Below are 26,639 nucleotides of genomic sequence, written 5' to 3' on the forward strand. Positions count from 1 at the left end.
AACTAGTCGGGAATCCGCAGGTCAGGCTTGTCGAGTTCCTCGATGTTGACGTCCTTGTAGGTAATCACCCGGACATAGCGCACGAACCGGGCCGGACGGTACATGTCCCACACCCAGGCGTCCGACATCCGCACCTCGTAGTAGACCTCGCCGTCGGCATTCTTCGGAATCAACTCCACGGCGTTGGCCAGGTAGAAGCGTCGTTCGGTCTCCACGACATAGCTGAACTGGCTGACCACGTCCCGGTACTCGCGGTACATGGAGAGCTCCACGTTCGCCTCGAAGTCCTCAAGCTCCTCCGCGCTCACGGTTGCTGGTCATCTCCCTCAACATCGACTCTGACTCTGACTCTGGCTCTTCTACTTCTGCTGTTCGCACCACCGCGCATGGGCGGCGGCCACGTTGGAGTAAGTGTAACGGTGCTCGGGCGTGCCACCCTGCAGACTCACCGACTCCATGTGAGACGCGGTGCCATAACCCTTGTGTCCGGCCAGCCCGTAGCCGGGGTAGGTGGCATCCAACTCCACCATCGCACGGTCACGGGTCACCTTCGCCAGCACGCTCGCCGCCGAGATACACCGGCTGACCAGGTCACCCTTGAGCACCGGGAGGTGCGGGACGGGCAAGCCCTCGACCCGCATCGCATCGGTGAGCACGTATCCGGGGCGCACATCCAGTTTGGCGACCGCCCGACGCATTCCCCCCAGGTTGGCGTGCTGGATCCCCCACATGTCCACGTAGGACGGCGGGACATTCACCACCGCCCAGTCCACCGCCACCGACAACACCTGATCGTAGAAGTACTCCCGGCGTGACGGGCTGAGTTTCTTGGAGTCGGTCAAGCCCTCCAGCTCAGGCAGCGGTCCCGGCGGCAGGATGCAGGCGGCGATGGTCACCGGGCCACAGCACGCGCCGCGTCCTGCCTCGTCGACACCGGCGACCGGGCCGAGGCCGGCGCGGTGCGCCGCCCATTCCAGGGTCCGCCCGTGCGGCATCGTCCGCACCGGACGCCTGCCGTGCCCGGCGTGCTCGCCGTCCGCGGCGTCCTCAACTCCCGCAGCCACCATCACCCACCTGCTACTGGATGTCCGGGGAATCCACCCCGCCGATCCTGCTCAACGGCCAGATCTTCGCGGTGACCTTGCCGACCACGTTCTCCTCCGGGATCGTGCCCTGGAGCTCGTCACCCAGGTGGAACCGGGAATCACCGGAGTTCGTGCGGTTGTCGCCCATGACCCACAGGTGGCCCTCCGGCACGGTCACCGGGCCGAAGTAGGCGCCCTGGCAGGCATCCGACCCGGTCATCGGATCGACCTTGTAGGTCAGCGGCTGCTGGGTGTAGGAATCATCGACCTTCTCGCCGTCGACCATCACCCCAGGGTCACCGGCCTGGCACTGCACCGTCTGACCGCCGGTGGCGATGACCCGCTTCACCAGTGCGTTCTCGTCCGGTGCGAGGATGCCGATATAGGACAGGCCGGTCTGCAGCCCACGTAGCACGCTGTTGTCGGAGCGCTGCGAGACATACTGGTCGTTCCAGGACTCCGGGCCGGTGAAAACGACCACGTCCCCCGGTTCCGGCTCGCCGCCGAAACTGTACGACAACTTGTTGACGAAGATCCGGTCACCCTCGCAGTCCTCACAGCCGTGCAGCGTCGGCTCCATCGACTCCGAAGGGATCAGGTAGGGCCGGCCGACGAAAGAATTGAACAGGGCCAGCAGCAGCAGCGCGATGACCAGGATGATCGGGAACTCAACCCACCACGGGTACGTCCGACGCGACGCCTGGGCCTGCTCGGCCTCCTCCCGGCGCGCAGCCACCTTCTCCCTCTCGGTGAGAGGGCGGTCCGCAGGGGCTGCGGACCGGTCGTCGGCGGGATAGTTCGGTTCACTCACGTGGTCAGAGGTTACCAGCACCCCGCGGGGCTCCCCGAACCCCGACGGGTCCCCCAGGACCTCTGCAGGATCTCTGCAGGTCAACCTCAGAGAATCATCAGAATCGGTTGAACTTCCAGTAGAGCTTCTGGTCACGGAAGGCGGCGTTGATCCAGGTGTCGTAGGCGTGGATACCCACCGGCACATAGGTCACGTGCACATTGTTCTTGCCGTGCAGCATGCTCCACAGGTCCCAGGCGACCGTCGCCCCCAGACTGCCGGTCTCGATCAGCGCACCGTTGACGGTGGTGCCCAGCGGATAGTTGCTGCGCGGGTCCGGGATGCCCGTCGACACCGTCATGTGCACCGGCATGTCGAGCTTGTCCACGTTGGCCCAGGGGTTGTTGGCGCGGCGGGAGGCCTCGCTCTGCCACGGCTGTCCATCGTTGACCTCGCCATGGGTCAGGGCGGTACCGTCGATGGAGATCCGCCCGGAAAGTGACTCACTGTTGTAGAAGCCACTGAGTGCCAGGACGGACCGGTACATCCCCGGGTTCCTCGACGCTAGGTTCACCGCGGAGTAGGCGCCCATGCTCAATCCCACGATGCCGGTGCGGTCCCGGCCGCCGTTCTCCACCCCGAACTCCTTCTCGAGGTAGGCGGGCAGCTCCTGGGTCATGAAGGTCTCGTACTTCATCTCCTTGCCGCCGGGCGCCGGATTGTCCCAGTCGACCCAGAAAGAGCGGGGGTCGGCCGCGGGGAAGACGATGGTGGCGTCGTCATCGTCGACGTAGTTGATTGACCGGGCGCTCCAGCCGTCGCCCCCGTCGATACCATCGAGGAACTGGATGACCTTGTTGTTGCCGGCGGTCTTCGCCGGCTTGACCACCACGGGGATGTGCCGGTCCATCGACGGTGAATAGACCTTGCAGCTCACCGCGGACTTTTGTAGGCCTCGCAGGACGCAGGGGTGTCGGCCGCCGCACCCGTCATCGCCGGCGCCAAGGTGGCCACCGCAGCAGCCAGGGCGGTCACCACGGCGACGGCGGTCCCCGACATCGTCCTGGTCACCGGCGCTGAGACCGCTGCCGTCGCTGACGCTGCAGCTGTCCGGGACCGACCACTCGGAGATACCCTCCGCAAAAACTCTGACATAGGGTCAGGTTACACTGCGCTTCCACCCACCGGACTTGGTTCGGGAAAATTGAGATGCGGGTACCGGCACCGCAAAAAACAAGAAACCCCCGACCGGCACCGTGGTGCCGGACGGGGGTTGGTGTGCCTCAAGGGCGCTGGTGTCAGCGCTTTTCCTTGATCTTGGCAGCCTTGCCGCGCAGGTCGCGCAGGTAGTACAGCTTGGCACGACGCACCTTGCCGCGGGTCAGGACATCGATGTGGTCGATGTTCGGGGAGTGCACCGGGAAGGTACGCTCCACGCCGACGCCGAAGGAGATCTTGCGGACGGTGAAGGTCTCGCGGATGCCGGAGTTCTGACGACGGATCACGACGCCACGGAACACCTGGATACGGCTCTTGGTGCCCTCGATGACCTTGACGTGGACGTCAACGGTGTCACCGGCGCGGAATTCGGGGATGTCGTCGCGCAGCTGTGCGGCATCGACCTTGTCGAGATAGTGCATTGTGTATTCCTTGCTTCATGTTCGATCGGACAGAGGACTCACACCGGCTACCCTCGTCAACGATGGTCCCAGTGCGTTCGTGCCCACACCATTCAATTGTTGCTGTATTCGCGAACGTGGCCTCGCCCACTGCACATGACGTCATGTGGACGACACATCCGCAACCCGGCCATTATGCCAGTGGATCGACTCAGCGACCAAACCCGGCACGCTTGAGGGCGTCGGCCATCGAGCCGGACGCTGCGGCCCCACTGTTGTTGCCGGAGTTGGTGCCGCCGTCACGGCCGGAGTTCCGGCCGCCGGGCTTCCCGTTCCGGTTACCGCCACGGTTGCCGTTGTTACCGCCGCGACCATCGTTCCGGTTACCGCCGCGCCTACCGCTGCCCTCCCGACCGCCGTTGCCGCGCTCCCCCGTGGAGCCGGACCTGCCCTGGCCGGGCTCGTCGTTCAGCCGCAACGACAGCCCGATGCGCTGGCGCTCGACATCGACCTCCATCACCTTGACCTTGACCACCTGGCCGGAGCTGACCACGTCATGCGGGTCCGAGACGAACTTGTCGGACATCGCCGAGACATGCACCAGGCCGTCCTGATGCACTCCGACGTCCACGAAGGCACCGAACGCCGCCACATTGGTCACCGTACCCTCCAGCACCATGCCGGGGGTCAGGTCGGAGACCTTGTTGATCCCCTCCGCCAGGGCGGCGGTCTTGAACTCCGGGCGAGGGTCACGGCCGGGCTTGTCCAACTCGGCGAGCACATCGGTGACGGTGGGCACGCCGAAAGTGTCGTCGGCGAAGTCGCGGGGGTTCAGCCCCTGCAGGACGCGCCGGTTACCCACCAGGTCAGCCACCGGCACCCCGGCCGCCGCGGTGATCCGACGCACCAGTGGGTAGGACTCCGGGTGCACCGCCGAGGCGTCCAACGGATCCTCGCCACCCTGGATGCGCAGGAAGCCGGCGCACTGCTCGAAGGCCTTCGGCCCGAGACGGGGGACGTCCTTGAGCTGACGACGGGTGGCGAACGCCCCATTGTCCTCCCGGTGGCGCACGATGTTCTCCGCCAGCGTGGCCGACACTCCGGCGACCCGGCGCAGCAACGGCACCGAGGCGGTGTTGACGTCCACCCCGACGGAGTTCACCGCGTCCTCCACCACCGAGTCCAGCCCGGAGGCCAGCATCGCCTGGTTGACGTCATGCTGGTACTGGCCCACGCCGATGGACTTCGGGTCGATCTTGACCAGCTCGGCCAGCGGGTCCTGCAGCCGGCGGGCGATGGACACCGCACCACGCAGCGAGACATCCATGTCGGGGAACTCCTCGGCGGCGAGTTCGGAGGCGGAGTACACCGACGCACCGGCCTCGCTGACGATCACCGGGGTAGGACGCTGACCGGTGGCGGCGGAGACCTTCTCCGAGATCTCCCGGGCCAGCTTCTCGGTCTCACGGGACGCGGTGCCGTTGCCCACGGCCATGAGGTCGACGCCATTCTTCGCACAGATCCGGGCGAGGATGTCGACGGACTTGTCCCACTGGTTCTGCGGCTGGTGCGGGTAGATGACGACGGTGTCGAGGACCTTGCCGGTCGGATCGACGGCCGCACACTTCACACCGTTGCGGTAGCCGGGGTCCAGGCCCAGTGTCGCGCGCTGGCCGGCGGGGGCGGCGAGCAGCAGGTCATGCAGGTTGCGGGCGAAGACGTCCACCGCGGCTTCATCGGCACGCTCCTTCAGCCGCATCCGCACGTCCACCCCGGAGGAGACCTGCAGCTTGGTGCGCCAGCCGAACCGGGCGCACTCGGCACGGAACGTGTCGGCGGCGTCCCCCTTCGGCTCCAGGCCGCGGGCCACGGCGATCATGCCCTGGTAGATCTCGTCCTCGCCGGCGTCCAGGGTCAGCTGGAGGACGCCTTCGGACTCACCGCGCAGCAGGGCCAGGATCCGGTGGGACGGCAGCGTGGTGAAGGGTTCGGAGAAATCGAAGTAGTCCCGGTACTTCTGTGCCTCAGCGGAGTTCTCCTTGCCCTCGACGACCCCGGCGGTCATCGCACCGGTGGTGAAGAAGCGCTCGCGCACCTCACCGACGAGATCGGCGTCGGTGGAGATACCCTCCAGGACGATCGCACGGGCACCGGCGAGCACTGCCTTGGCGTCGTCGAATCCCTCGGTGATGTAGGACGCCGCCAGCTCGGCGGGGTCGGTGGTGCAGTCGCCGAGCAGTGTGTCGACCAGTGGCTCCAGGCCCGCCTCGCGGGCGATCGTCGCCTTGGTCCGGCGGGTGGACTTGAACGGCAGGTACAGGTCCTCCAGGCGCGCCTTGGTCTCACAGCCCAGGATCAGGTCGCGTAGCTCATCGGTGAGCTTGCCCTGTTCCTCGATGGAGGCCAGCACGCTGGACTTACGCTCGGCAAGTTCCCGCAGGTAGCGCAGCCGGGTCTCCAGGGTGCGCAGTTGCGAGTCGTCCAGCCCGCCGGTGACCTCCTTGCGGTAGCGGGCGATGAACGGCACGGTGTTGCCCTCGTCCAGCAGTCGGACGGTGGCAGTCACCTGCTCTGCCCCGATGCCCAGCTCCCGGGTCAGGGTACGAATGAGGTCGGTGTCGACGGAAGATCCACTCATTCGGACGATGGTATCGTGCCGCCGTTCAGAAGGGTGCGGCGACCACCGGCCCGGGGTAGCCGCCCTCGTCGTTGTCGTCATTGTGGCTGTCGCGTCCGTCCTCATTGTCCTCGTCATCGAAGCGGCGGTGCATCTCGAGGTTCTCCTCGACCGCGGTGTCCACCACGTCGCGCAGCCGGTGGATCGTCACGGTGGAGCGCGGACGCATCGACCCCGACCCGGTGACGGTGATCAACCGGTGGGGGCACTCCCGCAGCCACTCCACCACCGCACGCTCCACCATCGTGTCCGCCGAGGTGCTGTAGGCACTCTCCGCCTCCGGGAACCGCGACTGCCACCGGTCGGGCGCCTCCCGGTAGTCGCCGCTGTAGTCAGGGCCGTAGTCGGGCTCACAGACGGAATGGTGGTCGGGGCCACCACGGCCGCCCGGCTTCTCCGTGCCTGCGGACGCAGCGAGTTCCGCCCGCAACTGACGACGCCGCCGCTCCCGACGCTCGATCTGCTCGCGCAGCCCCGTGTGCCGGTCCATGCGACGCCAGATGGCGTCCATGTGGTCGATCGTCATCCGTCCGTCGTCCTGGGCCGTCCAGTACATCTCCGGCATCCGCCAGGACAGTTCCGCAGCGTGCCGGAACCGGGCGGCGTAGGCCGCACCGCGGGTCCTGACCATCTCGGCGATCGCATCGCGTTCCGCCGCCGACCTGTGCTTCACCCCCGACTCGGCCATCCGCAGCTCAATCCGGTTGAACGGATAGACCATCAGTTCCTCGATCGTCGGGCTGTCGAGACGCTCAGTCGTCGCCATCGTGTGCCACTCTCCCCTCAGTGCTTGTCCCTCAGTGCTTGTCCCCACCACCGGCCCCTCGCCGGCAGGTGGATGTCACCCTATCCCGCACGTACCCGGCGCCACCCCACCGCGAAAGACAAAAGCCCAGGACGCGGTGGATAACCCCCCTACTGTGGATAACCGACGTCACCCCAGGTCACGGTAGCTTCCTGGGCGGTTCTCCCGCTACCCCGCCCGGAAACTCTCCCGGGTACTCCTCCCCCACAATTACTCCCGGGCACTACTCCCCGGGCACGACCTCACGATCGCGGGCACTCAACTGCCCGTCCTGCTCCAGGGCCGCCAGCAACTCCGGGCGACGCTCGGCCGTCCGCAGCAGTGACTGGTCCCGACGCCAGCGGTCGACCTTCGCATGGTCCCCGGAGAGCAGCACCGGGGGGACCTCCAGTTCACGCCAGACGCGCGGCTTGGTGTAGCTGGGGCCCTCCAACAGGCCGTCCTGGAAGGAATCCTCCTCGTGGCTACGCCGGTTACCGAGCACACCGGGGACCAGCCGGACAACAGCTTCGGCCATCACCAGCACAGCAACCTCACCACCGATGAGCACGTAGTCACCCAGCGACACCTCCTGGACCCGGTACCGGGCGCCGGCGTCCTCGAAAACACGCTGGTCGATTCCCTCGTAGCGGCCGCAGGCGAAGACCAGCCGTTCCTCGGTCGACCACCGCTCGGCCATCGCCTGGGTGAACGGTTCCCCCGCCGGGGTGGGCACGATGAGCAGCGGCAACGCGCTCGCATCCGGCGCGGCCGGTGCGTCCTGCGTGTCCGGTGCGTCCTGACCGGTGGCGGCAGGACGGTGCGGCTGAGCACTCTGCAGCGAATCCCCCGTCGCCGCGGGGCCGGTCAGCGCGGCGACATCGTCCAGGGCCGGCCCCCACACCGACGGCTTCATCACCATGCCCGGGCCCCCGCCGTAGGGGGTGTCGTCGACGGCCTTGTGGACGTCGTGCGCCCACGACCGCAGGTCATGCACACCGACCTGCAGAATCCCCCGCTCGATGGCGCGTCCCAACAGGGCGTGCCGCAGCGGGTCCAGGTACTCGGGGAAGATGGTGACCACGTCCAGTCGCATGGCTGCTGATCCTACCCGCCGGTCAGCCCAGTTCCAGCAGCCCCTCCGGCGGGGTCACCACCACGGCCTCGTTGTCGAGGTCCACGATCGGCACGATGGCGTGCCTGAAGGGGATCAGCACCTCCCCACCTGCGGTGGGAAGCTCGGCGTCGGCATCGACGGCGACCTGCAGCACCGTTCCCGCCGGGCCGTGCTCGACACCGGTGATCTCTCCGATGTCCACCGGTTCAGGCTCCTGCCCCTCATAGGCACGGGCGGTGGCGGTGGCCTCGTCGATCTGGCCGCAGTCCAACACGCGCAGCCCGATGAGCTCGTGGTCGTAGTACCCGTCGTCCTCGTCGTCGAACACCGGCTGGGCGAAGAAACGCATGCCGCGCATTGACTCCGCCGCGGTTCGGTCGGCGACCTCCTCGACGGTGACCAGCAGCCGCCCCTGGTGAGGACGCACCGCTGCCACGGTCAGCGTGACCTCCTTGCCTCGCTGGCGGCCGGTGAGGATCTCGCCGACGGCGAAGCGTCCGTCCGGGTCGTCGGTGGTGGCGTCGACCACCAGTTCGCCACGCACTCCGTGGGGCTTGATCACCCGGCCGATCTGCAGCTCCTGGGCGGGCTGGTCATGCTGGTCGCGCTGGTCGCGCTGGTCACGCTGGTTCTCAGACATGGCACTGAGAGTACTAGATACGAGATACCACCAGTGCTGCCGGTGGGTGACAGGTAAGAGACAGGGCGCGCAGGTGACGACGAAACCCCGCCCGGTGGGTACCGTGCGGGGTTGCGGAAGGAGGACGCTTCCTAGATCACGCCCTGGGCGGACATGGCATCGGCGACCTTCTTGAAGCCGGCGATGTTCGCACCGACCACGTAGTCACCCTCCATGCCGTACTGCTCCGCGGTCTTTGCGGTGGTACGGAAGATGTTGCCCATGATGTCCTGCAGGCGACCGTCGGTGTACTCGAAGGACCAGGAGTCACGCGAGGCGTTCTGCTGCATCTCCAGGGCGGAGGTGGCCACACCCCCGGCGTTGGCGGCCTTGCCCGGGGCGAAGTCGACACCGTTCTTGCTGAAGATCTGGACGGCCTCGTGGGTGCAGGGCATGTTCGCACCCTCGGCCACGTACTTGACACCGTTGCCGGCCAGGGTCTCGGCAGCCTTACCGTCCAGCTCGTTCTGGGTGGCACACGGCAGGGCGACGTCGGCCTCGACGGTCCAGATGGAACCGTCCTTGTGGAAGGTCGCACCGTCGACCTCCTTGGCGTAGTCGGACACACGCTGGCGGCGGACTTCCTTGATCTCACGCATGAGCTCGACGTCGACGCCGTTGGGGGTGGTGACGTAGCCGGAGGAGTCGGACATGGCCACGACGGTGGCACCGAGCTCCTGGGCCTTCTGTGCGGCGTAGATGGCGACGTTGCCGGAACCGGAAACGATGACCCTGGCACCACTGAGGTTCTCACCGCGGGCGCCCATCATCTCCTGGGTGAAGTACACGCAGCCGTAGCCGGTGGCCTCGGTACGGACCAGCGAGCCGCCCCACTTCAGGCCCTTACCGGTCAGCGTGCCGGACTCGTGGCGACCGGTCATACGACGGTACTGGCCGAAGAGGTAGCCGATCTCACGGCCGCCGACGCCGATGTCACCGGCGGGGACGTCCATCTTGTCGCCGATGTGGCGGTGGAGTTCCGTCATGAAGGACTGGCAGAAGCGCATGATCTCCATGTCGCTGCGGCCCTTCGGGTCGAAGTCCGAACCACCCTTGCCGCCACCGATGGGCAGGCCGGTCAGCGAGTTCTTGAAGATCTGCTCGAAGCCGAGGAACTTGATGATGCCCAGGTTGACCGAGGGGTGGAAACGCAGGCCGCCCTTGTACGGGCCCAGCACCGAGTTGAACTGGACGCGGAAGCCGCGGTTGACGTGGACGTTGCCCTGGTCGTCGACCCACGGAACGCGGAAGATGATCTGGCGCTCGGGCTCGGTCAGACGCTGAATCAGGCCATTGTCCGCGTAGTGCGGGTCCTGCACCAGCACATGCTTGAGGCTGTCCAGAACCTCAGAGACTGCCTGGTGGAACTCAGGCTCACCTGCGTTGCGCTGCAGGATCTGGTCATAAAAGGCCTTGACTGTGACGTCGACGTCCATCGTGCTCCCTTCGTGGAAAATGTACTTGAAGGATTTTACACGGCCCGTTACAGGAATATTGCACGTTGGTGACATGTGTGACCCACCGCACACGTCGTGACCTGGGATGTTAAGAATTGAGGGTTACCGGAGCAGGTCAGGAAATGATGCCGTAACACAGCGGCAATGCTGCCTGCATATTCATAAACGGCGATTGGGCACCCCCACGCGGGCCCCGGGGGACTACAGCTCGAGGCCACTCCCTCTGTGCCGTTGCGCCCCCGATTCAGGTTTTCCGTGCCACTAACTGAGCGATCTGGGGGCGCAGAGGCAGGCTGAGGGCGCATGTGCGTGCGGGCGTGTCGGCGCGGGGGTGGGCACAGAGTCGAGCGGCGTAGGGGCGGGCGTAGGGGCGGGCGTACGGCCCGAAAATCGACATGGACATGGCTACGGGTAAGACAATCAGTATGGGGATAGGCAGGCCAATAGGCAGAAGGGCAGCCCGCACGCAAAAACCCGCGACCCTGCACTGTCGGTGATGACAGTGCAGGGTCGCGGGTGGTGGTTCCGGCCCCGAGGGCCGGGGCCGGGGATCATCCCCCCGGGAAGCGGACTACTCGGAGTCAGCCTCGGGAGCCTCAGCGGCCTCCTCGGCAGCCTTGGCCTCAGCCTTCTCGGCAGCCTCAGCCTCGGCAGCAGCCTTGGCCTCTGCCTCTTCCTTGGCCTTGCGCTTCTTCTCGGTGATGGCCTCGGCGGTCGGGGCGTCGGCAGCCTCGGCCAGAGCAGCGTTGAACAGGTCCAGCTTGGAAGCCTTCGGCTCTGCAACCTTCAGGGTGCCCTCGGCGCCCGGCAGGCCCTTGGCCTTCTGCCAGTCACCGGTGACCTTCAGCAGGGCGAGGACGGGCTCGGTCGGCTGTGCGCCGACGCCCAGCCAGTACTGTGCGCGCTCGGAGTCGATCTTGATGACCGAGGGGTCGGCCTTCGGCTCGTAGGTGCCGATGTTCTCGATCACGGCGCCGGAGCGGCGGGTACGGGCGTCGGCGATGACGACGCGGTAGTGCGGGGTGCGGATCTTGCCGAGCCGCTGGAGCTTGATCTTGACAGCCATGGTCTGTCCTCTTTCTGTTGATGGTCACCGGGCAGTACTGGCACCCGCCGTTCCATCACCGTGAAACACAGTGGGACGCCGGGCCGGTTCAACCCTTGGATTTATCCTGCGCGTGACCACCGGCCGACCGGGGTCGGGAACGGTGTTACGCAGACCGCTCGACAATACCGGTCAGCAGGGCGTCCGACCAAATCAGCTGAGCGGTGTAGGACGAACTACTTGCGTCCACCCTGGCCGAAGTCAAGGTTGCCCATGTCGACGTTCTCGAACCCCTCGGGCATCTGCTGCTGCATCTTCTTCAGGTCAGCCATCGACGGCATACCGCCGCCCATACCGGGCATCCCCTGCGGCATTCCCGGCATACCGCCGCCCATGCCAGGCATCCCCGGCATCCCCTGCGGCATCTTCGGCTGCGACGGGCCCTTCTTCGCGGGCTTACGCTTGCCGTTCTTGCCCTTGCGTCCCTTCGGCTTCTTCTTCGTCGCCGAACGGTTCATCCCGCCCATGCCCATCTGGCCGGCCATCTTGCCCATCATCTTCTTCGCCTCGAAGAAGCGGTTGACCAGCTGGTTGACCTCGGCCACGGTGACACCGGAACCACCGGCGATACGCTTGCGCCGCGAGGCGTTGAGGATGTTCGGGTCCTCCCGCTCCGCCGGGGTCATGCCGCGGATGATCGCCTGGATCCGGTCGAGCTGCTTCTCGTCGACCTGATCAGCCATGTCGTTCATCTGCTTGCCACCAGGCAGCATCTTCAGGACGTTGCCCAGCGGCCCCATCCTCCGGATCATCATCATCTGATCCAGGAAGTCCTCCAGCGTCAGCTCGCCGGAGACCATACGGGCCGCGGAGTCCTCGGCCTTCTTCTGGTCCATGACCTGCTCGGCCTGCTCGATGAGGCTGAGGACGTCACCCATGCCCAGGATGCGGTTCGCCATGCGGTCCGGGTGGAAGACGTCGAAGTCCTCGAGCTTCTCACCGGTGGAGGCGTACATGATCGGCTTGCCGGTGACCTCACGGATCGACAGGGCCGCACCACCACGGGCGTCACCGTCGAGCTTGGTGAGCACCACGCCCGTGAAATCGACACCGTCGCGGAACGCCTCGGCGGTGGTGACTGCGTCCTGACCGATCATCGCGTCGATGACGAAGAGAACCTCGTCCGGGTTCACCGCGTCACGGATGTTGCGGGCCTGGGTCATCAACTCCTCGTCGATACCCAGGCGACCCGCGGTATCGATGATGACCACGTCGTGCTTGGCGCGGGTGGCCTCCTCGATACCGGCCTGTGCCACGGCGACCGGGTCACCGTGGCTGGTGCCCATCTCGTGCTCGAGGGAGTCCAGCGAGGTGCCGGGGTCCGGCGCGAAGGTCGGCACGCCGGCCCGCTCGCCGACGATCTGCAGCTGCTGGACAGCGCCAGGACGCTGCAGGTCGCAGGCGACCAGCATCGGGGTGTGCCCCTTGGACTCGAGGTGCTTGGCGAGCTTTCCGGCCAGCGTGGTCTTACCGGCACCCTGCAGACCGGCGAGCATGATCACCGTCGGCGGGGTCTTCGCCAGGTTCAACCGGCGGGTCTCGCCACCGAGGATGTTCTGCAGCTCCTCGTTGACGATCTTGATGACCTGCTGGGCCGGGTTCAGTGCCTCGGACACCGCCTCACCGGTGGCGCGCTCCTTGACCCGCTTGATGAACGCCCGGACGACGGTCAGGGAGACATCCGCCTCCAGGAGTGCGAGCCGGATCTCACGCGCGGTGGCGTTGATGTCGGCCTCGGTCAGCCGCCCTTTCCCACGCAGCCCCTTCAGGGCACCGGACAGGCGGTCGGACAGGGACTCAAACACTGTGGAACTACTCCCTCGCAGATGATTCTCGGACCTCCCCACCGTACCCGCTTTCCCCCGCGTCAACCTAGTTGACATGCGCTGCAGGTCGGGAGATGACGATCAGGTCAGCGGTGGGCTGCGTCCTGCGCCTCGTCGAAGTCGGTGACCTCCTCGAACTCCTGCTCGTTCTCGTCGGTGTAGGAGTACGCGACCTCGGCGTGCTGGGTGGTGTCGATACCGGCGGTCTCGTCGGCACCGGAGATACGCCAGCCCATGGTGTACTTCAGGGCGAGGGCGATCAGGGCGGTGAACACGGCACAGTAGAGTGCGGCAACCAGGGCGATGACGATCTGGACGATGAACAGCTTGAAACCGTCCGATCCACCACCGGTGAGCAGTCCACGGTCGGTGGCCAGCAGGCCGATACCCATGGTGCCCCACAGGCCGGCGACGAGGTGGACGCCGACGACATCGAGGGAATCGTCGAACTTGAAGCGGTACTTCAGGCCCACACCCACCGCGGCGAGGGCACCACCGATGGCACCGAGGATGATCGCGGTGACCGGGGTCAGGTCGCCGGCGGCCGGGGTCACGGCCACCAGACCGGCGACAATGCCGGACGCCGCCCCCAGCGAGGTGGTGTGGCCGTCACGCAGCCGCTCGACCAGCAGCCAGCCCAGCAGGGCGGCACAGGTGGCGACGGTGGTGTTGACCCAGGCCAGGCCGGCGTCGCCATTGGCGCCGAAGGCGGAACCACCGTTGAAGCCGAACCAGCCGAACCACAGCAGTGCTGCACCGAGCATCACCAGCGGCAGGTTGTGCGGGCGAGAGGCCGCGGTCATGAAGGTGCGGGAGCGTCCGATGATCAGTGCCAGGACCAGGGCGGCCACACCGGCGTTGATGTGGACGACGGTGCCACCGGCGAAGTCGATCGGTGTGATCGCCGCCACGGTCTCGCCGTCCTCGACGGCGGTGCCGAACATCCAGGCTGCCAGGCTGTCCTCACCGTCGGCGAGCAGGCCGCCGCCCCAGACCATGTGGGCCATCGGGAAGTAGCAGATGGTGACCCAGATGCCGGCGAAGACGAGCCAGGTGGAGAACTTCACGCGGTTGGCCAACGAGCCGGAGATGATCGCCACGGTGATCACCGCGAAGGTCAGCTGGAAGCCGATGTCGATGATGTTGGGGTACCCCTCGGCGCCGGCGATGTAGTTGCCGTCAGCGTCGGTGATCGAGTCCTTCAGACCGAAGAACTCGAAGGGGTTGGAGAAGATGCCGGCCACTGACTCGGTGCCGTAGGACATCGACCAACCCCACAGCACGTAGATCACGCCGATCAGCCCCAGGGTGCCGAAAGACATCATCATCATGTTCAGGGCGGACTTCTGGCGGGACATTCCGCCGTAGAACAACGCCAGCGCCGGTGTCATCAGCAGCACCAGCGCTGCGCTCATCAGCATCCAGGCGGAATCTCCGCTGGTTGCCACCATTTCCTCGGGTGTCATTTCTCTTGACTCTCCTATGTTCACGGGACGTACATGACGAAAGTGTCCGACCCGTGCGCCGGACCTCTCATACCCAGCAGTCAACGCGAGAGAAATTTCCCCTGGTGCGACAAGTGCATTACCGCAAAATGAACAACCCCGGGGAATGTGACAACCATGTGTCACATTCCCCGGGGGATTCTGTGCTGTTGTGGCGCGCGGCGGTCAGCCGAGCAGGGCGTCCACGAAGCCCTCGACCTCGAACGGGGCGAGATCGTCGGCCCCCTCACCCAGGCCGACGAGCTTGACCGGCACACCGAGCTCCTCCTGCACCTGGAAGACGATGCCGCCCTTGGCGGTGCCGTCCAGCTTGGTCAGTGCGACACCGGTGATGTCCACGACGTCACGGAACATCCGGGCCTGGACCAGGCCGTTCTGTCCGACGGTCGCATCGAGCACCAGCAGGACCTCGTCGACCTTGGCCTTCTTCTCGACCACACGCTTGACCTTGCCCAGCTGGTCCATCAGGCCGACAGAGGTGTGCAGACGTCCGGCAGTGTCGACCAGGACGACGTCCACCCCGTCCTCCACACCACGGGCGACGGCGTCGAAGGCGACGGAGGCGGGGTCGGCGCCCTCGGCGCCACGCACCGTGTTCGCGCCGACGCGGCGTCCCCAGGTCTCCAGCTGGTCGGCGGCTGCGGCGCGGAAGGTGTCCGCCGCGCCGAGCAGGACGCTGTGGCCCATACCCACCAGCACGCGGGACAGCTTGCCGGTGGTGGTGGTCTTACCGGTGCCGTTGACACCGACGACCATGATGACGGCGGGCTTGCCCTCGTACGGCATGGCGTGGATGGAGCGGTCCAGGTCCGGTCGGGCCGCCTCGATGAGGCACTCGCGCAGCATCGCACGGGCCTGAGCCTCGCTCTCGACGCCCTCGTTGGCGATCCGGTCGCGCAGCTTCTCGACGACGGCGACAGTGGTCTTGGTACCGAGGTCCGCCATGATCAGGGTGTCCTCGATCTCCTCCCAGGCGTCCTCGTCGAGGTCGCCGGCGGAGAGAATACCGAGGACGCCGCGTCCGATGACGTTCTGCGACTTCGACAGGTTGCCACGCAGTCGGCCCAGACGGCCCTCGACCGGCGCGATGTCCTCGGACTTCGCCGGTGCCGGCTCAGCTGCGGGCTCGGGTTCGGCCTCGGGCCCGGACTCGGGGGCGGGTTCAGCGTCGGCCTCAGGTTCCTGCTCCGGCTCCGGCTCAGACCCCGACTCCGCAGCGGGCTCGGGAGTCGGGGCGGGCTTCGGCGTGACGACAGGTGCTGCTGCCTCGGGCCCGGAAGTCTCCGGCTCGACCTCCGCTTCGGCCTCCGGCTCAGCCTCGGGCTCAACCTCAACAGCCTCCCGCTCCGCCGCAGCTTCGGTGGTCTCGGTCTCTGCTTCCGGCTCGGCCTGTACTTCCGGCTCGGCCTGTACTTCCGGCTCGGCCTCAGCCTCCGGCTCCTGCTCTTCTGCAGGCTCCGGGGTCGGCGGGGTCACCGCAGGTTCCGGTACCTCCGGAGCGACAGGCTCCTCCGGCTCAGCCGGCGTCTCAGGCGCAGCAGTCTCCTCCGGAGCAGACGGCGCTTCCTTCTCGGGCTCCGGCGCTGGCTTCGGAGCAGGCTCGGGCGTCGCCGCCGGAGGCACCACCGGTGTCTTCGGCTCGTCGAGCTTCTGCCCGTCGAGCAGCTCCGGCTCCTTCACCCCGGCCGAGCCGGCGCTGAAGTTGAATCCCCCCTGCGGCTGGTAGTTGCCGGAGGTCGGCTTCTTCTCCTCGATCTGCTCGGCCGGCTTCTCGAAGGAGATCTCCTTCTGCTTACCCCGGCGAATACCGAGCATCACCAGGAGTGCCGCGATCACGAGCACCGCGACAACAGCTATGACTATCCAGATAATCGGGTCCATGCCCACCAGTGAATCAGATCAGGGCACCACCGTGTGCCGGGAGGGGGCAGCAACCTCCGGTAACCAGTAGCCCCGGGTATCCCCGGGGACCACGTCAGTCCTGGATCACCGCGTCCACCACGGCATCGGCCGGGTCCGTCGGATCCTCCTCATCAACCTCGTCCGGGCCGAACACGCCGAGAACCATGGCGTCGGCGGCGACCAGGTCGCCGGTGACCAGGTCCGGGACGATCCTGGCGAGCTCGGCCCACCCCGGGTACGCCGAGGCCAACTGGCCGCGCGAACCCAGCCGTCCGTGGGCGTGCATCCGTGCGGCGATCGCCAGGATCATGCTGATCACCGGGGTCAGTGCCCACCGGTTGTCCGGATTGTCCGTGTCGACGTTGTCGAGCTTGTCGAAACGCACCCGGGCAGAGGTGTAGAGCTGCCGGTTCGTCTGGCGGATCCGACGCAGCAGCGCCAGCGCCACCCGCAACAGTCCCGGATCGGCGAGGACCTGGCCGAGCTCCTCACGGTGCCGGAAGGTCTCGAACACCGCGATCAGTCGGGTGTTCTCCTCCGACAGGGCACCTGGCACCACCTGTGAGCCAGTGAAGAAGGTCTCCAGCAGGGCCTCCTGCTGCTCCGGCGCCAGGTGCGCGATCTGCACGGTGGTGGCGTCGATACAGGAGGTCTCCAGGGTGGCGTCCCGACCGCTCTCCACCGTCTGCGACAGCGTCGCACCGCCGACCGCCGACAGTCGGCGTCCGATCTCCCGGCGGGCCGTGGTGTCCTCGTCGTCGGTGGCGGCCAACTCGCCGAGGGTCTCCAGTGCTGCGATCCAGGCGACACCGGGGCTGGTGTCCGGGGCATCGGCGCGCAATGACGCATGCACCAGGCCCGACAGGATGAACTGCGCCGGACGGTCCGACGACGGCACCAGCGACCGCGACATCGCCCGCAGTGCCTCCCGCGGGTGACGCGCCAGTGCAGCACGCATCGCCGCACCCGCCTCCTCGGTCGCCTCACCGGTCATCCAGCCGGCCAGAACGTCCCACAGTGCGGTGAGCACGTCGGTGCCCTGTGGAAGCTCATCGGAGGCACCTGCCAAAAAGGCCGCCAGCTGGGTCCACGGACCACCATCGTCGGGACGGGCGTAACCCTCGGCCTCCACCCGCAGCGCCTGCGGGCCCGGGGCTGCGGCAGCGTGCAGTCGGCTGAACCGGTCGGAGTTGAACAGCTGCACACTCAGTGCACCGGCAGCCACCAGATCGGCGGGCAACTCGGCCACCCCGCCGACGAAGGAGATCTCCGTGGCCGACAGCCACGGCGCAGTCAGCGGCCACACCCAGGCCCGGCTGTCCACCGGCGGGGTGATGCGCAGAGTGGAGCCTGTGGAGCCGTCAGAATCATCCGCCAGCGACAGGCTGTGCTCCTCCATCGGGTGCATGGTCGCCAGACGCACACTGTGACTGCGTCCGTCGGCGACGAACTCCAGCTCGCAGGAACCCACGGTGAGCTGCGGCAACGAGGCCTTCACCGAGGACAGTGACACCGACCAGGTGATCTGGTCGATCGTCTCCAGGCGCAGGGTGCGCACCGGCGCACCATGACGGTCCCGGATCACCAGCCGCGGCGACTCCACCGGCAGGCCCGGACGGATCCGGAAACGGGTCGACGGGTTGATCGACACCGCCGCGACGGTCACCGCCTCGGTACGCCACAGCGGGTCCTCCCCGACCAGCGGAAGCTGGAACCGCAACCGCGGCGGCTCCACCACCAGCGGCAGTGCGTCACCGGCATCGGTCTCCGCGATGACCTGCAACGACTTCTCCGCGGCGGCGACATCCACCGTCCGCGGGATGAACAACGGCTTGTCGCCGGGGTGCAGGTTCACCGTCACCGGGGTCAGCCCGGTGGTCTGCCCCAACCGGGGGCTCGCCGGGGCCTCGATGTCCAGCCCCTCGACGATGGCGAACTCGTGACGGAAGGACTCGTTGCGCGGCCCACGCAGCCGCACCAAATACTCGCCCACCCACGGGGTGTCGTAGGCCTCCGGGTCGAAGACGTCGAACATGCCGCCCTCGGCCGGCACCTCCAGCGGCTCCTCCTCGGTGACCTCCTCACCGGTCTCGTCCGGGCCGGCCCAGGAGCTCACCGACAGGAACCACATCTCCGGGGCACCGGACACGGTCGCGGGGAACACCGCCTGCAGGCTCGAGGAGTGCACTTTCAGACCACCCAGGGTGCGCACGGCCGGCAGGACGTCCTCCGGCTCGCGGAACCACACGCGCTGCCGGGCATCGACACAGCGCACCATACCCATCGCCGGACGCGCCACCCCGGGACGGTCGATGTGCAAGGACACCGCACCAGCGAGATCCAGGTCGCGGATCACCCAGCCGTCCCACGCCTTGACCGGCCACTCGCCGAGCACCGGCAGCTCCCGGTCGCGCACCGCATCCACCGCGGTGGACTCCTCCGGGCAGACCACCAGCACCCGGGTGTGATGCAGCGAGACTCGGTCAGTGAGGTCCTTGCCGCGGCGGGAGAAGACCAGGACCGGATCAGCCTCGTCGACCACCGGCAGAACCCAGGACTCACCGTGGGTCAGGTCGCGCACGCCGATCTCACGGATCGGACGGCGCACCGGGATGTCCAGGATATTGGTCACCGGACGGCCGGGCGCCTCGGAGCGGCGCGTCCGGAAACCCGCTGGCCGGCCCTCGATGTCGACGTGCCAGCGCACCTCGTCCACTGTGCTGGTGGTATCGCCGGTATTGGCAGTGCCGGAGTCGGCGGAGTCGGCGCTGCTGTCGCTGTCGGCGCTGCTGTCACTGTTGTCGGGATGGACGTCCAAGGGCTGCTCCGGCAGACGCAGGACGACCCGCTGCCGGGCCCGCTCCAGGGCCAGACGCGGCTCGTCCTCACGGGTGCCGACGCCGACCCGGTGGCGACGGGCGGTCGTACCGGCCGGACGCTCCCGCAGCTCCTCGACAACGTCCTCCAGCAGCAGCGGAGGGATGGTCACCTCGGGGTTGCCCGCCAAGGCGTTGCGCCAGTGGTCCGGGGCCTCCGCGGCCAGGCGCACCACCTGCACCACCTGGGCGATCAGTCGGGCGGCCAGCGTCGGCATCGCCGCACACAACGGCCCGGCCTGCAACGACTCCTCGGCCAGCACCTCCACCACCGCGGCCGCCTCCTCGGCGGGGGTGTCCAGAGCATCGCCGTCGAGACGGCGGGAGTCGATCAGCTCGATGAGTTCCGGCACCCAGTCGGTGGCGATACCGACATGGGCGAACAGGCGACCCTTGTCACCGTCCGGGCCGGCGGCCGCATCGTCCATCGGATCCAGTCCGGCGCGGGTGAGGATCCCCCGGAAGTCGACGAGTTCAACCCGCTCCGCGGTCGGCTCCAGGCCCAGACCGGACCAGAACTCCGACTCCAGTTCGCCGACGACATTCAGTCGGGCGGCCCGGAACAGCAGGGTCGTCGCTGTCAGGGCGGGACACATCTGTAGCAGGTCGTCCTCCTTCGCCCCGGCGGTGATCTGTCGGGAGAGGAAGGTGCCGTAGAAGGTGGTGGTTCTTTCGAGTTCGTCCCCCGAGATGTCGAGGTCGACGAACACGGCAGGGGTTGCGGGTTCAGCGGGATCGTCCGCCTCCCCCACAGGCAGCTGGCCCAACCGGCCAGCCAGATCGAGTTCCGCACTGGATGCCCAGGCGAGAAGATTGTCGGACAGGTCGGCGATCGGGCTGTTGCTCACGGGTCACTATTCTAGGTCGACGGCGCGCTGACGGCAGACACCGGGTGCATCCGTTGGGAGATCACCCTGGTGACCCCGTCGCCACGCATCGTGACACCGTACAGCACATTTGCGACATCCATCGTCGGCTTCTGGTGGGTGATCACGATGAGCTGCGAATCCTCACGCAGTTCCTCGAACAAGGCGATCAACCGACGCAGGTTCACATCGTCCAGCGCGGCCTCGACCTCGTCCATGACGTAGAACGGGCTGGGCCGGGCGCGGAAGATCGCCACCAGCAACGCCAGGGCGGTCAACGACTTCTCGCCACCGGACAGCAACGACAGTCGCTTGACCTTCTTGCCCGGCGGCCGGGCCTCGACCTCGATACCGGTGGTCAGCATGTCGGAGGGTTCGGTGAGCACCAGCCGGCCGGCACCGCCCGGGAAGAGGGTGTCGAAGACCTTCGGGAACTCCGCCTCGACGTCGTTCCAGGCCTCGGTGAACAGGGTGAGGATGGTGTCGTCCACGTCCCGGATCACCCCCTCCAGGTCGGTGCGGGCGCGCTCGACATCATCGAGCTGGGTGGCCAGGAAGCGGTAGCGCTCCTCCAGGGCGGTGTACTCCTCCAACGCCAGCGGGTTGACCTTGCCCAGCGAACGCAGCGACTTCTCCGCGGCCTTGAGGTCCTTCGCCGCCTCGTCGCGGTCGAAGTCCTCGCCCGGGGCCTCCGCCAGCAGCTGGGCGGCACTCATGCCCAGCTGGTCCATCGCCTGCTCCAGCGCCTGCTCGATACGCAGCTGCGCCTGGCTGCGGGCGATCTCCGCGGAGTGGGAGGTGTCGGTGAGGTGGTTCAACCGCAGGGTCAAGGTGTTGACCTTGTCCTTGCGCTCGTTGAGTGCCGCCTGCCACTGGCGGTGCGCCTCATCGGTACGGCTGCGGGTTGCTTCGGCCCGGTCCAGGGCGTCCCGGATGCGCAGTTCCACCCGGCGTGCCTGGGCGGCGACGACCTCAGCGCGTTCCCGTGCAGCCCGACGCTTCACGGCGGCCTTCTCGAACTGGTCCCGGGCCGCGGCGTCCTGCCGTGCCTGGCGGCGCAGACCGTCGGCCCGGCCACGGTGGTTGCCGGCGCGTTCCTCGGCGGTGCGCAGCGACAGTCGCGCCTCCATCTCCATCGCCCGGGCCTGGGTCAGCACCTGGGCGGTCGCGTCGCGTTCCTGGGTGGAAGGCTCATCCTGCCCGGAGGTACCGGACGCCCCGTCCGGATCGGACGCATCGACGCCGATGCGGTCGAGACGCTCGGCGACCTCATCGGCCTCGGTGTCCAGTGCCTCGCGACGTTGCTCGGCGGCGTCGCGCTGGGCGACGGCCTTCTCCAACTGGCGTCCGGCCTGCGCTGCGGTGCGCTCGGCGGCCTCCAGCCGCTGGCGGGCAGCGGTCAGCCGGGTCCGGTGCTCGCGGACAGCGGCAGTCGCCCCGGCGGCGGCGGTGCGCAGTTCCTCGGCTGCCTGGCCCGCACCACCGAGGGTGGCCTGAAGGTCGGAGAGCTCACTGCGGCGGTGGACGATGTCCTCCTCGGCCCGCTCGATCCGGGCACCGAGCTCCACCGGAGTCGTGCCACCGGAACCTGCCGCGACCCAGCCGGCGCCGACGAGCACGCCGTCCGGGGTGACCGCGCGCAGACGCGGGTCGGCGGCGACGACCTCGCGGCCACGGGCCACCGAGGGCACTGCGACGACGTCGACGAGCAAAGCGGTGACGGCCGGGACGATGTCCTCGGCCACGTCGAGGTGGTCCAGCAACCAGTCGGGACCGTTGGAAGTACCGGAGGTGCCGGACGTGCCGGAGGCGGCGAGGGAATCGGCGACGTCCAGTCGCCAGGAGTCACCCTTCTTTCCCGATCCGGTGGCTTCCAGTAACACCGCGCGGCCCTCGCCGGCCTCGACGAGGGCGGCGACCAGGGCGTCCTGCGCAGTGGTGTTGTCTCCGTTGGCGCTACTGGTTGAGCTATCTGCACTGCCGCCGGTGCCACTGCCGGTGACAAGTCCGGTGGGCAGCACCGCGGCGAGCGCCGACTCCCAGCCATCGCGCACCCCGAGTAGCCCGGTCAGCGTCCTGGGTACGGCCTGGCCCTGTGCCTCAGCGGCGCGGACGACCACCGCCGCCCCGTCGGTGGGACGCAACCGGTCCCGCCACGCCTCCACCGAGGCCTCCAACGAGGCGATCTCGCGCTCCAGGTCCCGCTCGGTGCTGCGCAGATCGGTCACCCGCTGCTCCGCACCGGCGGACTCGGCGGCGGCGCGCTCGGCCGCCTCGTCCAACCCGGATCCCTGTGCCTCGACCTCGGCCAGCGCCTCAGCGGCCGCCGTGGCCTCCGAGCCGGAGGTCGACGCCATGGTCTCGCGCTGCTCGGCGACCTCGGCCTCCAGTCGCTGCACCTCCTGCTGCGCGGCGATACGCCGCTGCTCCACCGCCTCCTGCTGCGCGAGCAACCGGACGATGCCCTCCCGCCGGTCGGCGATCGCGCGGACCTGGGCCATGTGCTCGCGCTCTGCCTCGCGGGCGGCCTCGTCCCGCTCGGCGACCTCCTCGCGCACATGCTCCAGGCGTTCGGAGGCGACCTCGACCTCTTCGTCGAGGGTGGCCTGCTCCTCCTCGGCCTGCTCGGCGCGCTGCAGCAACTCCTCCGGGCTCTGGCCGCTGGGCGAACGCCACTGGCTCTCGCTCCCCTGGTCGGCGGCACGGTCCGCGGCGATGCGCAGGGTCGCCGAGTTCTTCTCCGCCACGGTCGACAGGCGGAACCACAGGGACTTCGCGGCCTCCGCCTCCTCCAGTGCGGTGCGCAGCTCCTCCTCGGTCACCGCCAGCTCGGTGGTGTGTTCCTCCAGGTCCGCCTTGAGTTCGGAGATGTCGTGCTCCAGGACGCGGGCCTGTTCATCGGCGTCGTTGAGCTCATCGGAGAGCCTGCGGACCTTGTCGGCGGTGAGCAGCAGCCGGTTGGAGCGGATGGTGGCTTGGACCTGCTCGGCCTTCTGCGCGGCCTCGGCCTGGCGGGCCAGGGGCTTGAGCTGCTTGGCCAGCTCATCGGTGAGGTCGTGGAGCCGGTCCAGGTTGCCCTGCATCGAGACCAGCTTGCGCTGCGCCTTCTCCTTGCGCCGACGGTGCTTGAGCACACCCGCGGCCTCCTCGATGTAGGAGCGGCGTTCCTCCGGACGGGACTCCAGGATCTGGGACAGTCGCCCCTGGCCGACGATGACGTGCATCTCGCGGCCGATGCCGGAGTCCGACAGCAGCTCCTGGATGTCCATCAGCCGGGCCTTCGCCCCGTTGATCTCGTACTCGGAGGCACCGTCGCGGAACATGCGTCGGGTCACCGACACCTCGGTGTACTCGATCGGCAGTGCACCGTCGGAGTTGTCGATGGTGAGCGTGACCTCGGCGCGTCCGAGTGCTTTCCGATCGCCGGCACCGGCGAAGATGACATCCTCCATCTTGCCGCCGCGCAGGGTCTTCGCCCCCTGCTCCCCCATCACCCACGCCAGAGCGTCGACGACATTGGACTTGCCCGAGCCGTTGGGTCCGACGACCGCGCAGATGCCCGGTTCGAGCTTGAGGGTCGTCGACGACGCGAAGGACTTGAACCCCTTCATGGTCAACGACTTCAGATGCATGGCCGTGCAGTCTACCGGATCAGCGGGTCTGGAAGTCGGTGTACTCACCACGCGGGCCGGTCACGGAATCCACGACGGTATCCACCCGCCCCGGGGTGTCGGTGGAACGCAGCCAGGACAGCAGAGCGTCCGTGGCGTCCTCCCGTCCCTCCGCGACGACGAGGACGCGGCCGTCCGGGTAGTTGGACGCGAACCCGACCAGCCCCAGCTCGAGCGCCTTGGTGCGCGTGGACCAGCGGAAACCGACCCCCTGGACGTGGCCGTGGACCCAGGCGGTGAGCCGGCCCGGGGACGCGGCGAGGGCGTCGGCCTGCGAGTCGGCGGCGTTGTCGGGGCTGGTGGGGCGGTCGGGGTCACTCATGGCCCCAGTCTAGGTGCAGTGTCCGGGCCGCACCGGCTGAGGCAGGATCGTCCGGAGCTTCTCCGGCGCCGCCCGGCGCGGATCACCGAGGTAGATCTCGTGGTGGGTGCCGGTCATCTCCAGACCGCGGGACGGAATGACCTCATTGTGCATCCGCTCCAGCACCGGCCCCTCCCCGTCATAGGGCCCGATGTGCAGGGTCTGGACACAGAGCCCCTCGTCGAGGACGTCGACGCGGACGTCGCCGAGCCTGGCCGGTGCGTCCTGCCTTACTGGCGAACTTCAGCGCATAGGCCACCGGGTACAGTGCCGCCAACGCGGCCGCGTAGGACGGGTCGGTGTTCGGGTCGCCGTGACCGTCGGCCATGAGGTACCGGGTCGGCGGCACGGTGAGGACGTCGAAGCGTCCTGACCGTGCTCGGTAGTCCGCGCGGTCCTTCTTCAGGTCGTACTTCCGGTCGGCGGGCATCGGCGTGTCCTGCTCCGTCTACTGCGTCACGTCCTAGACGCGCAGTCCGACCGGGCCGCCGGTCCCCTTCTCCTCGAAGGCGGCGTCCTTGTCGTCCCAGCACTCCACGTTCTTGAGCTCGGGCAGCATGCTGCGCTCGAACACCGGGTCCAGGCCCTGACGCTTCTGCTCCGTGTAGTTCTTCAGCAGCTTCAGCGCGATCGGGCACAGCGGGATGATCGCGCAGAGGTTGATGACCACCATCGTCGCGGTGAAGGTGTCCGCCAGAGCCCAGATGACCGGGACATCCACGACTGCGCCGAGGAACACGCAGAGCACCACCAGCAGACGGAAGCCCAGCATGACCGTCTTGTTCCTCGTGAAGTACTCGACATTGGACTGGGCGAGGTAGTAGTTGCCGATCACCGAGGAGAACGCCAGGAAGAACAGGCAGAAGGTGACCGCATGGATACCCCAATCGCCGACCTGGCTGGCCATGGAGTTCTGGGTCAGCGACGCGCCCTCGACGTCGCCACCGTAGGTCGGGTTGGACAGCAGGATGATGAAGGCGGTCATGGAGCAGACGATCAGGGTGTCGAAGTACACGCCCAGGGTCTGCACCAGGCCCTGTTTGCACGGGTGGGACACCGCGGCGGTAGCGGCTGCGTTCGGGACGGAGCCCTGGCCGGCCTCGTTGGAGAACAGTCCACGGCGCATGCCATTGATGAAGGCGGCACCGACGGCGGCGCCGGCAACCTCACGCAGACCCAGGGCGTGCCCGACGATCAGGGAGAACATCTCCGGGATCTCCGACAGATTCAGGCCCAGGACGAACACGCCAAGAGCGATGTAGGCGACGGCCATGAACGGCACGACCACCTGCGTGAACGAGGCGATCCGTTGGACGCCACCGAAAACGACCATGGCGGTGAGCGTTGCCACGGCGAACCCGATGATCACCTTCAGGGCCATCCCGTCGTTGCCGGCCGAGGTGCCGACCGACTCCACGATGGAGTTCGTCTGCAAGGCGTTGTTGATGAAACCGAAGGTCAGGGTGATCGCGATGCCGAAGATCACGGCGAGCCATGGTTTCCCGAGACCGCGGGTGATGTAGTACGCGGGGCCGCCGCGGTAGGCGTTGTTCTCGTAGTCGCGGGTCTTGTAGAGCTGGGCCAGAGTGGACTCCACGAATGACGTCGCACCACCGATGATCGCGATGATCCACATCCAGAACACCGCACCGGGGCCACCGAGGGTGATCGCCACGGCAACACCGGCGACGTTACCGGTGCCGACGCGGGACGCCGCGGAAATGGTGAAGGCCTTGAACGGTGAGATTCCCTTGTCCGGGGCCTTCTTCCTCTTCTTCTTCGTGCCGGCCTTACCGACTGCCGCGGAATCCGCGTCATCCTGCTCGCCGTCGCGGAGCATCTCGTCCTCGTACGGTGGCTCGGCGACTGCACCGAACATCTGCGGCAGCAGTCGAAGCTGAACCACGATGGTTCGGACACCGAAGTAGATGCCCGCGCCGACAAGCAGCCAGACCACGACAGCCCACACGCTGTCATTCATTGAACCTATGAAATCCGTCATGCGCGGAACTCTACTCCGGGATAAGCCCCGTGAATAGGTTTCATGAGCAGAAACAATTCGGAAACAAGCCGCCGGGACGAACCGAAAAGATGTGCTGATTCACGCGAGGAGGAGAATCAGAACTCCTGGCAATTTCCGGAAAACGACCAGTCCTATTACACTGACCTGCACCAATGGCACTCGCAGCATCATGCGTGCCGATAAGGATCGACCGGAAGGAGTGAAAGCAATGATTGTCTCCGCCATGACACCTGTGTTCCGTGCGACCACCGCACGAGTAAACACCACTCATCTTCGCCCTTCCGCCGAGGTCGTCC

At 67.3% G+C, this 26,639-nt stretch carries 21 protein-coding genes; all 21 read right to left on the reverse strand.

What is annotated here, in order from left to right:
* Nucleotides 1–2 precede the first annotated feature (2 nt).
* On the reverse strand, nt 3–308 hold the full coding sequence (locus ACTXPP_RS11185; protein ID WP_301496472.1) for a DUF2469 domain-containing protein: 306 nt from the start codon (nt 306–308) through the stop codon (nt 3–5).
* A 51-nt stretch (nt 309–359) separates the two neighbouring features.
* Nucleotides 360–977 carry a ribonuclease HII gene (locus ACTXPP_RS11190; RefSeq protein ID WP_443342163.1) on the reverse strand — a complete coding sequence of 206 codons (618 nt, stop codon included), beginning with the start codon at nt 975–977 and terminating at the stop codon, nt 360–362.
* 100 nt (nt 978–1,077) lie between these two features.
* The gene (lepB, locus tag ACTXPP_RS11195; protein ID WP_443342158.1) at nt 1,078–1,896 is read right to left on the reverse strand and encodes a signal peptidase I; all 819 of its coding nucleotides are present in this window, start codon (nt 1,894–1,896) and stop codon (nt 1,078–1,080) included.
* 97 nt (nt 1,897–1,993) lie between these two features.
* Nucleotides 1,994–2,812 carry an alpha/beta hydrolase gene (locus ACTXPP_RS11200; RefSeq protein ID WP_443342159.1) on the reverse strand — a complete coding sequence of 273 codons (819 nt, stop codon included), beginning with the start codon at nt 2,810–2,812 and terminating at the stop codon, nt 1,994–1,996.
* Nucleotides 2,809–2,934, reverse strand: coding sequence for a hypothetical protein (locus ACTXPP_RS11205; protein WP_301520889.1), 126 nt, complete (start codon nt 2,932–2,934; stop codon nt 2,809–2,811). Before ACTXPP_RS11205 ends, ACTXPP_RS11200 begins: the two co-directional genes overlap by 4 nt.
* Before the next feature lie 239 nt (nt 2,935–3,173).
* The gene (gene rplS, locus ACTXPP_RS11210; protein ID WP_301496477.1) at nt 3,174–3,515 is read right to left on the reverse strand and encodes a 50S ribosomal protein L19; all 342 of its coding nucleotides are present in this window, start codon (nt 3,513–3,515) and stop codon (nt 3,174–3,176) included.
* A 190-nt stretch (nt 3,516–3,705) separates the two neighbouring features.
* Complete coding sequence (locus ACTXPP_RS11215) at nt 3,706–6,132, reverse strand: Tex family protein (protein ID WP_301496479.1); 2,427 nt, start codon at nt 6,130–6,132, stop codon at nt 3,706–3,708.
* A 25-nt stretch (nt 6,133–6,157) separates the two neighbouring features.
* Nucleotides 6,158–6,937 (reverse strand): hypothetical protein, encoded by a 780-nt coding sequence (locus ACTXPP_RS11220; protein ID WP_301496481.1) that lies wholly within the window; start codon nt 6,935–6,937, stop codon nt 6,158–6,160.
* 262 nt (nt 6,938–7,199) lie between these two features.
* Nucleotides 7,200–8,051 (reverse strand): tRNA (guanosine(37)-N1)-methyltransferase TrmD, encoded by an 852-nt coding sequence (trmD, locus tag ACTXPP_RS11225; RefSeq protein ID WP_301521086.1) that lies wholly within the window; start codon nt 8,049–8,051, stop codon nt 7,200–7,202.
* A gap of 22 nt (nt 8,052–8,073) precedes the next feature.
* A complete protein-coding gene (gene rimM / locus ACTXPP_RS11230; protein WP_301496485.1) occupies nt 8,074–8,712 on the reverse strand; it encodes a ribosome maturation factor RimM in 639 nt (212 codons plus the stop codon).
* A gap of 131 nt (nt 8,713–8,843) precedes the next feature.
* Nucleotides 8,844–10,187, reverse strand: coding sequence for an NADP-specific glutamate dehydrogenase (gene gdhA / locus ACTXPP_RS11235; RefSeq protein WP_301496487.1), 1,344 nt, complete (start codon nt 10,185–10,187; stop codon nt 8,844–8,846).
* Between the two features lie 592 nt (nt 10,188–10,779).
* The gene (gene rpsP, locus ACTXPP_RS11240; RefSeq protein ID WP_301498588.1) at nt 10,780–11,274 is read right to left on the reverse strand and encodes a 30S ribosomal protein S16; all 495 of its coding nucleotides are present in this window, start codon (nt 11,272–11,274) and stop codon (nt 10,780–10,782) included.
* 215 nt (nt 11,275–11,489) lie between these two features.
* On the reverse strand, nt 11,490–13,118 hold the full coding sequence (ffh, locus tag ACTXPP_RS11245; protein ID WP_301498587.1) for a signal recognition particle protein: 1,629 nt from the start codon (nt 13,116–13,118) through the stop codon (nt 11,490–11,492).
* A 107-nt stretch (nt 13,119–13,225) separates the two neighbouring features.
* Complete coding sequence (locus ACTXPP_RS11250) at nt 13,226–14,605, reverse strand: ammonium transporter (protein WP_301520315.1); 1,380 nt, start codon at nt 14,603–14,605, stop codon at nt 13,226–13,228.
* Nucleotides 14,606–14,809: 204 nt separating this feature from the next.
* Complete coding sequence (ftsY, locus tag ACTXPP_RS11255) at nt 14,810–16,525, reverse strand: signal recognition particle-docking protein FtsY (RefSeq protein WP_301496117.1); 1,716 nt, start codon at nt 16,523–16,525, stop codon at nt 14,810–14,812.
* Nucleotides 16,526–16,619: 94 nt separating this feature from the next.
* Nucleotides 16,620–20,270: a hypothetical protein gene (locus ACTXPP_RS11260; RefSeq protein ID WP_443342160.1), complete on the reverse strand. Its 3,651-nt coding sequence runs from the start codon at nt 20,268–20,270 to the stop codon at nt 16,620–16,622.
* An 11-nt stretch (nt 20,271–20,281) separates the two neighbouring features.
* Nucleotides 20,282–23,920: a chromosome segregation protein SMC gene (gene smc / locus ACTXPP_RS11265; RefSeq protein ID WP_443342161.1), complete on the reverse strand. Its 3,639-nt coding sequence runs from the start codon at nt 23,918–23,920 to the stop codon at nt 20,282–20,284.
* 19 nt (nt 23,921–23,939) lie between these two features.
* A complete protein-coding gene (locus ACTXPP_RS11270; protein WP_443341051.1) occupies nt 23,940–24,281 on the reverse strand; it encodes an acylphosphatase in 342 nt (113 codons plus the stop codon).
* 9 nt (nt 24,282–24,290) lie between these two features.
* Nucleotides 24,291–24,479 (reverse strand): GyrI-like domain-containing protein, encoded by a 189-nt coding sequence (locus ACTXPP_RS11275; protein ID WP_443341069.1) that lies wholly within the window; start codon nt 24,477–24,479, stop codon nt 24,291–24,293.
* Nucleotides 24,460–24,750: a hypothetical protein gene (locus ACTXPP_RS11280; RefSeq protein ID WP_443341054.1), complete on the reverse strand. Its 291-nt coding sequence runs from the start codon at nt 24,748–24,750 to the stop codon at nt 24,460–24,462. The genes ACTXPP_RS11275 and ACTXPP_RS11280 overlap by 20 nt, the downstream gene beginning before the upstream one ends.
* A 33-nt stretch (nt 24,751–24,783) precedes the next feature.
* Nucleotides 24,784–26,322, reverse strand: coding sequence for an alanine/glycine:cation symporter family protein (locus ACTXPP_RS11285; RefSeq protein WP_443342162.1), 1,539 nt, complete (start codon nt 26,320–26,322; stop codon nt 24,784–24,786).
* Nucleotides 26,323–26,639: the final 317 nt, after the last annotated feature.

Origin of the sequence: Candidatus Corynebacterium faecigallinarum, from assembly GCF_052264515.1 — a bacterium.
GTDB lineage: Bacteria > Actinomycetota > Actinomycetes > Mycobacteriales > Mycobacteriaceae > Corynebacterium > Corynebacterium faecigallinarum.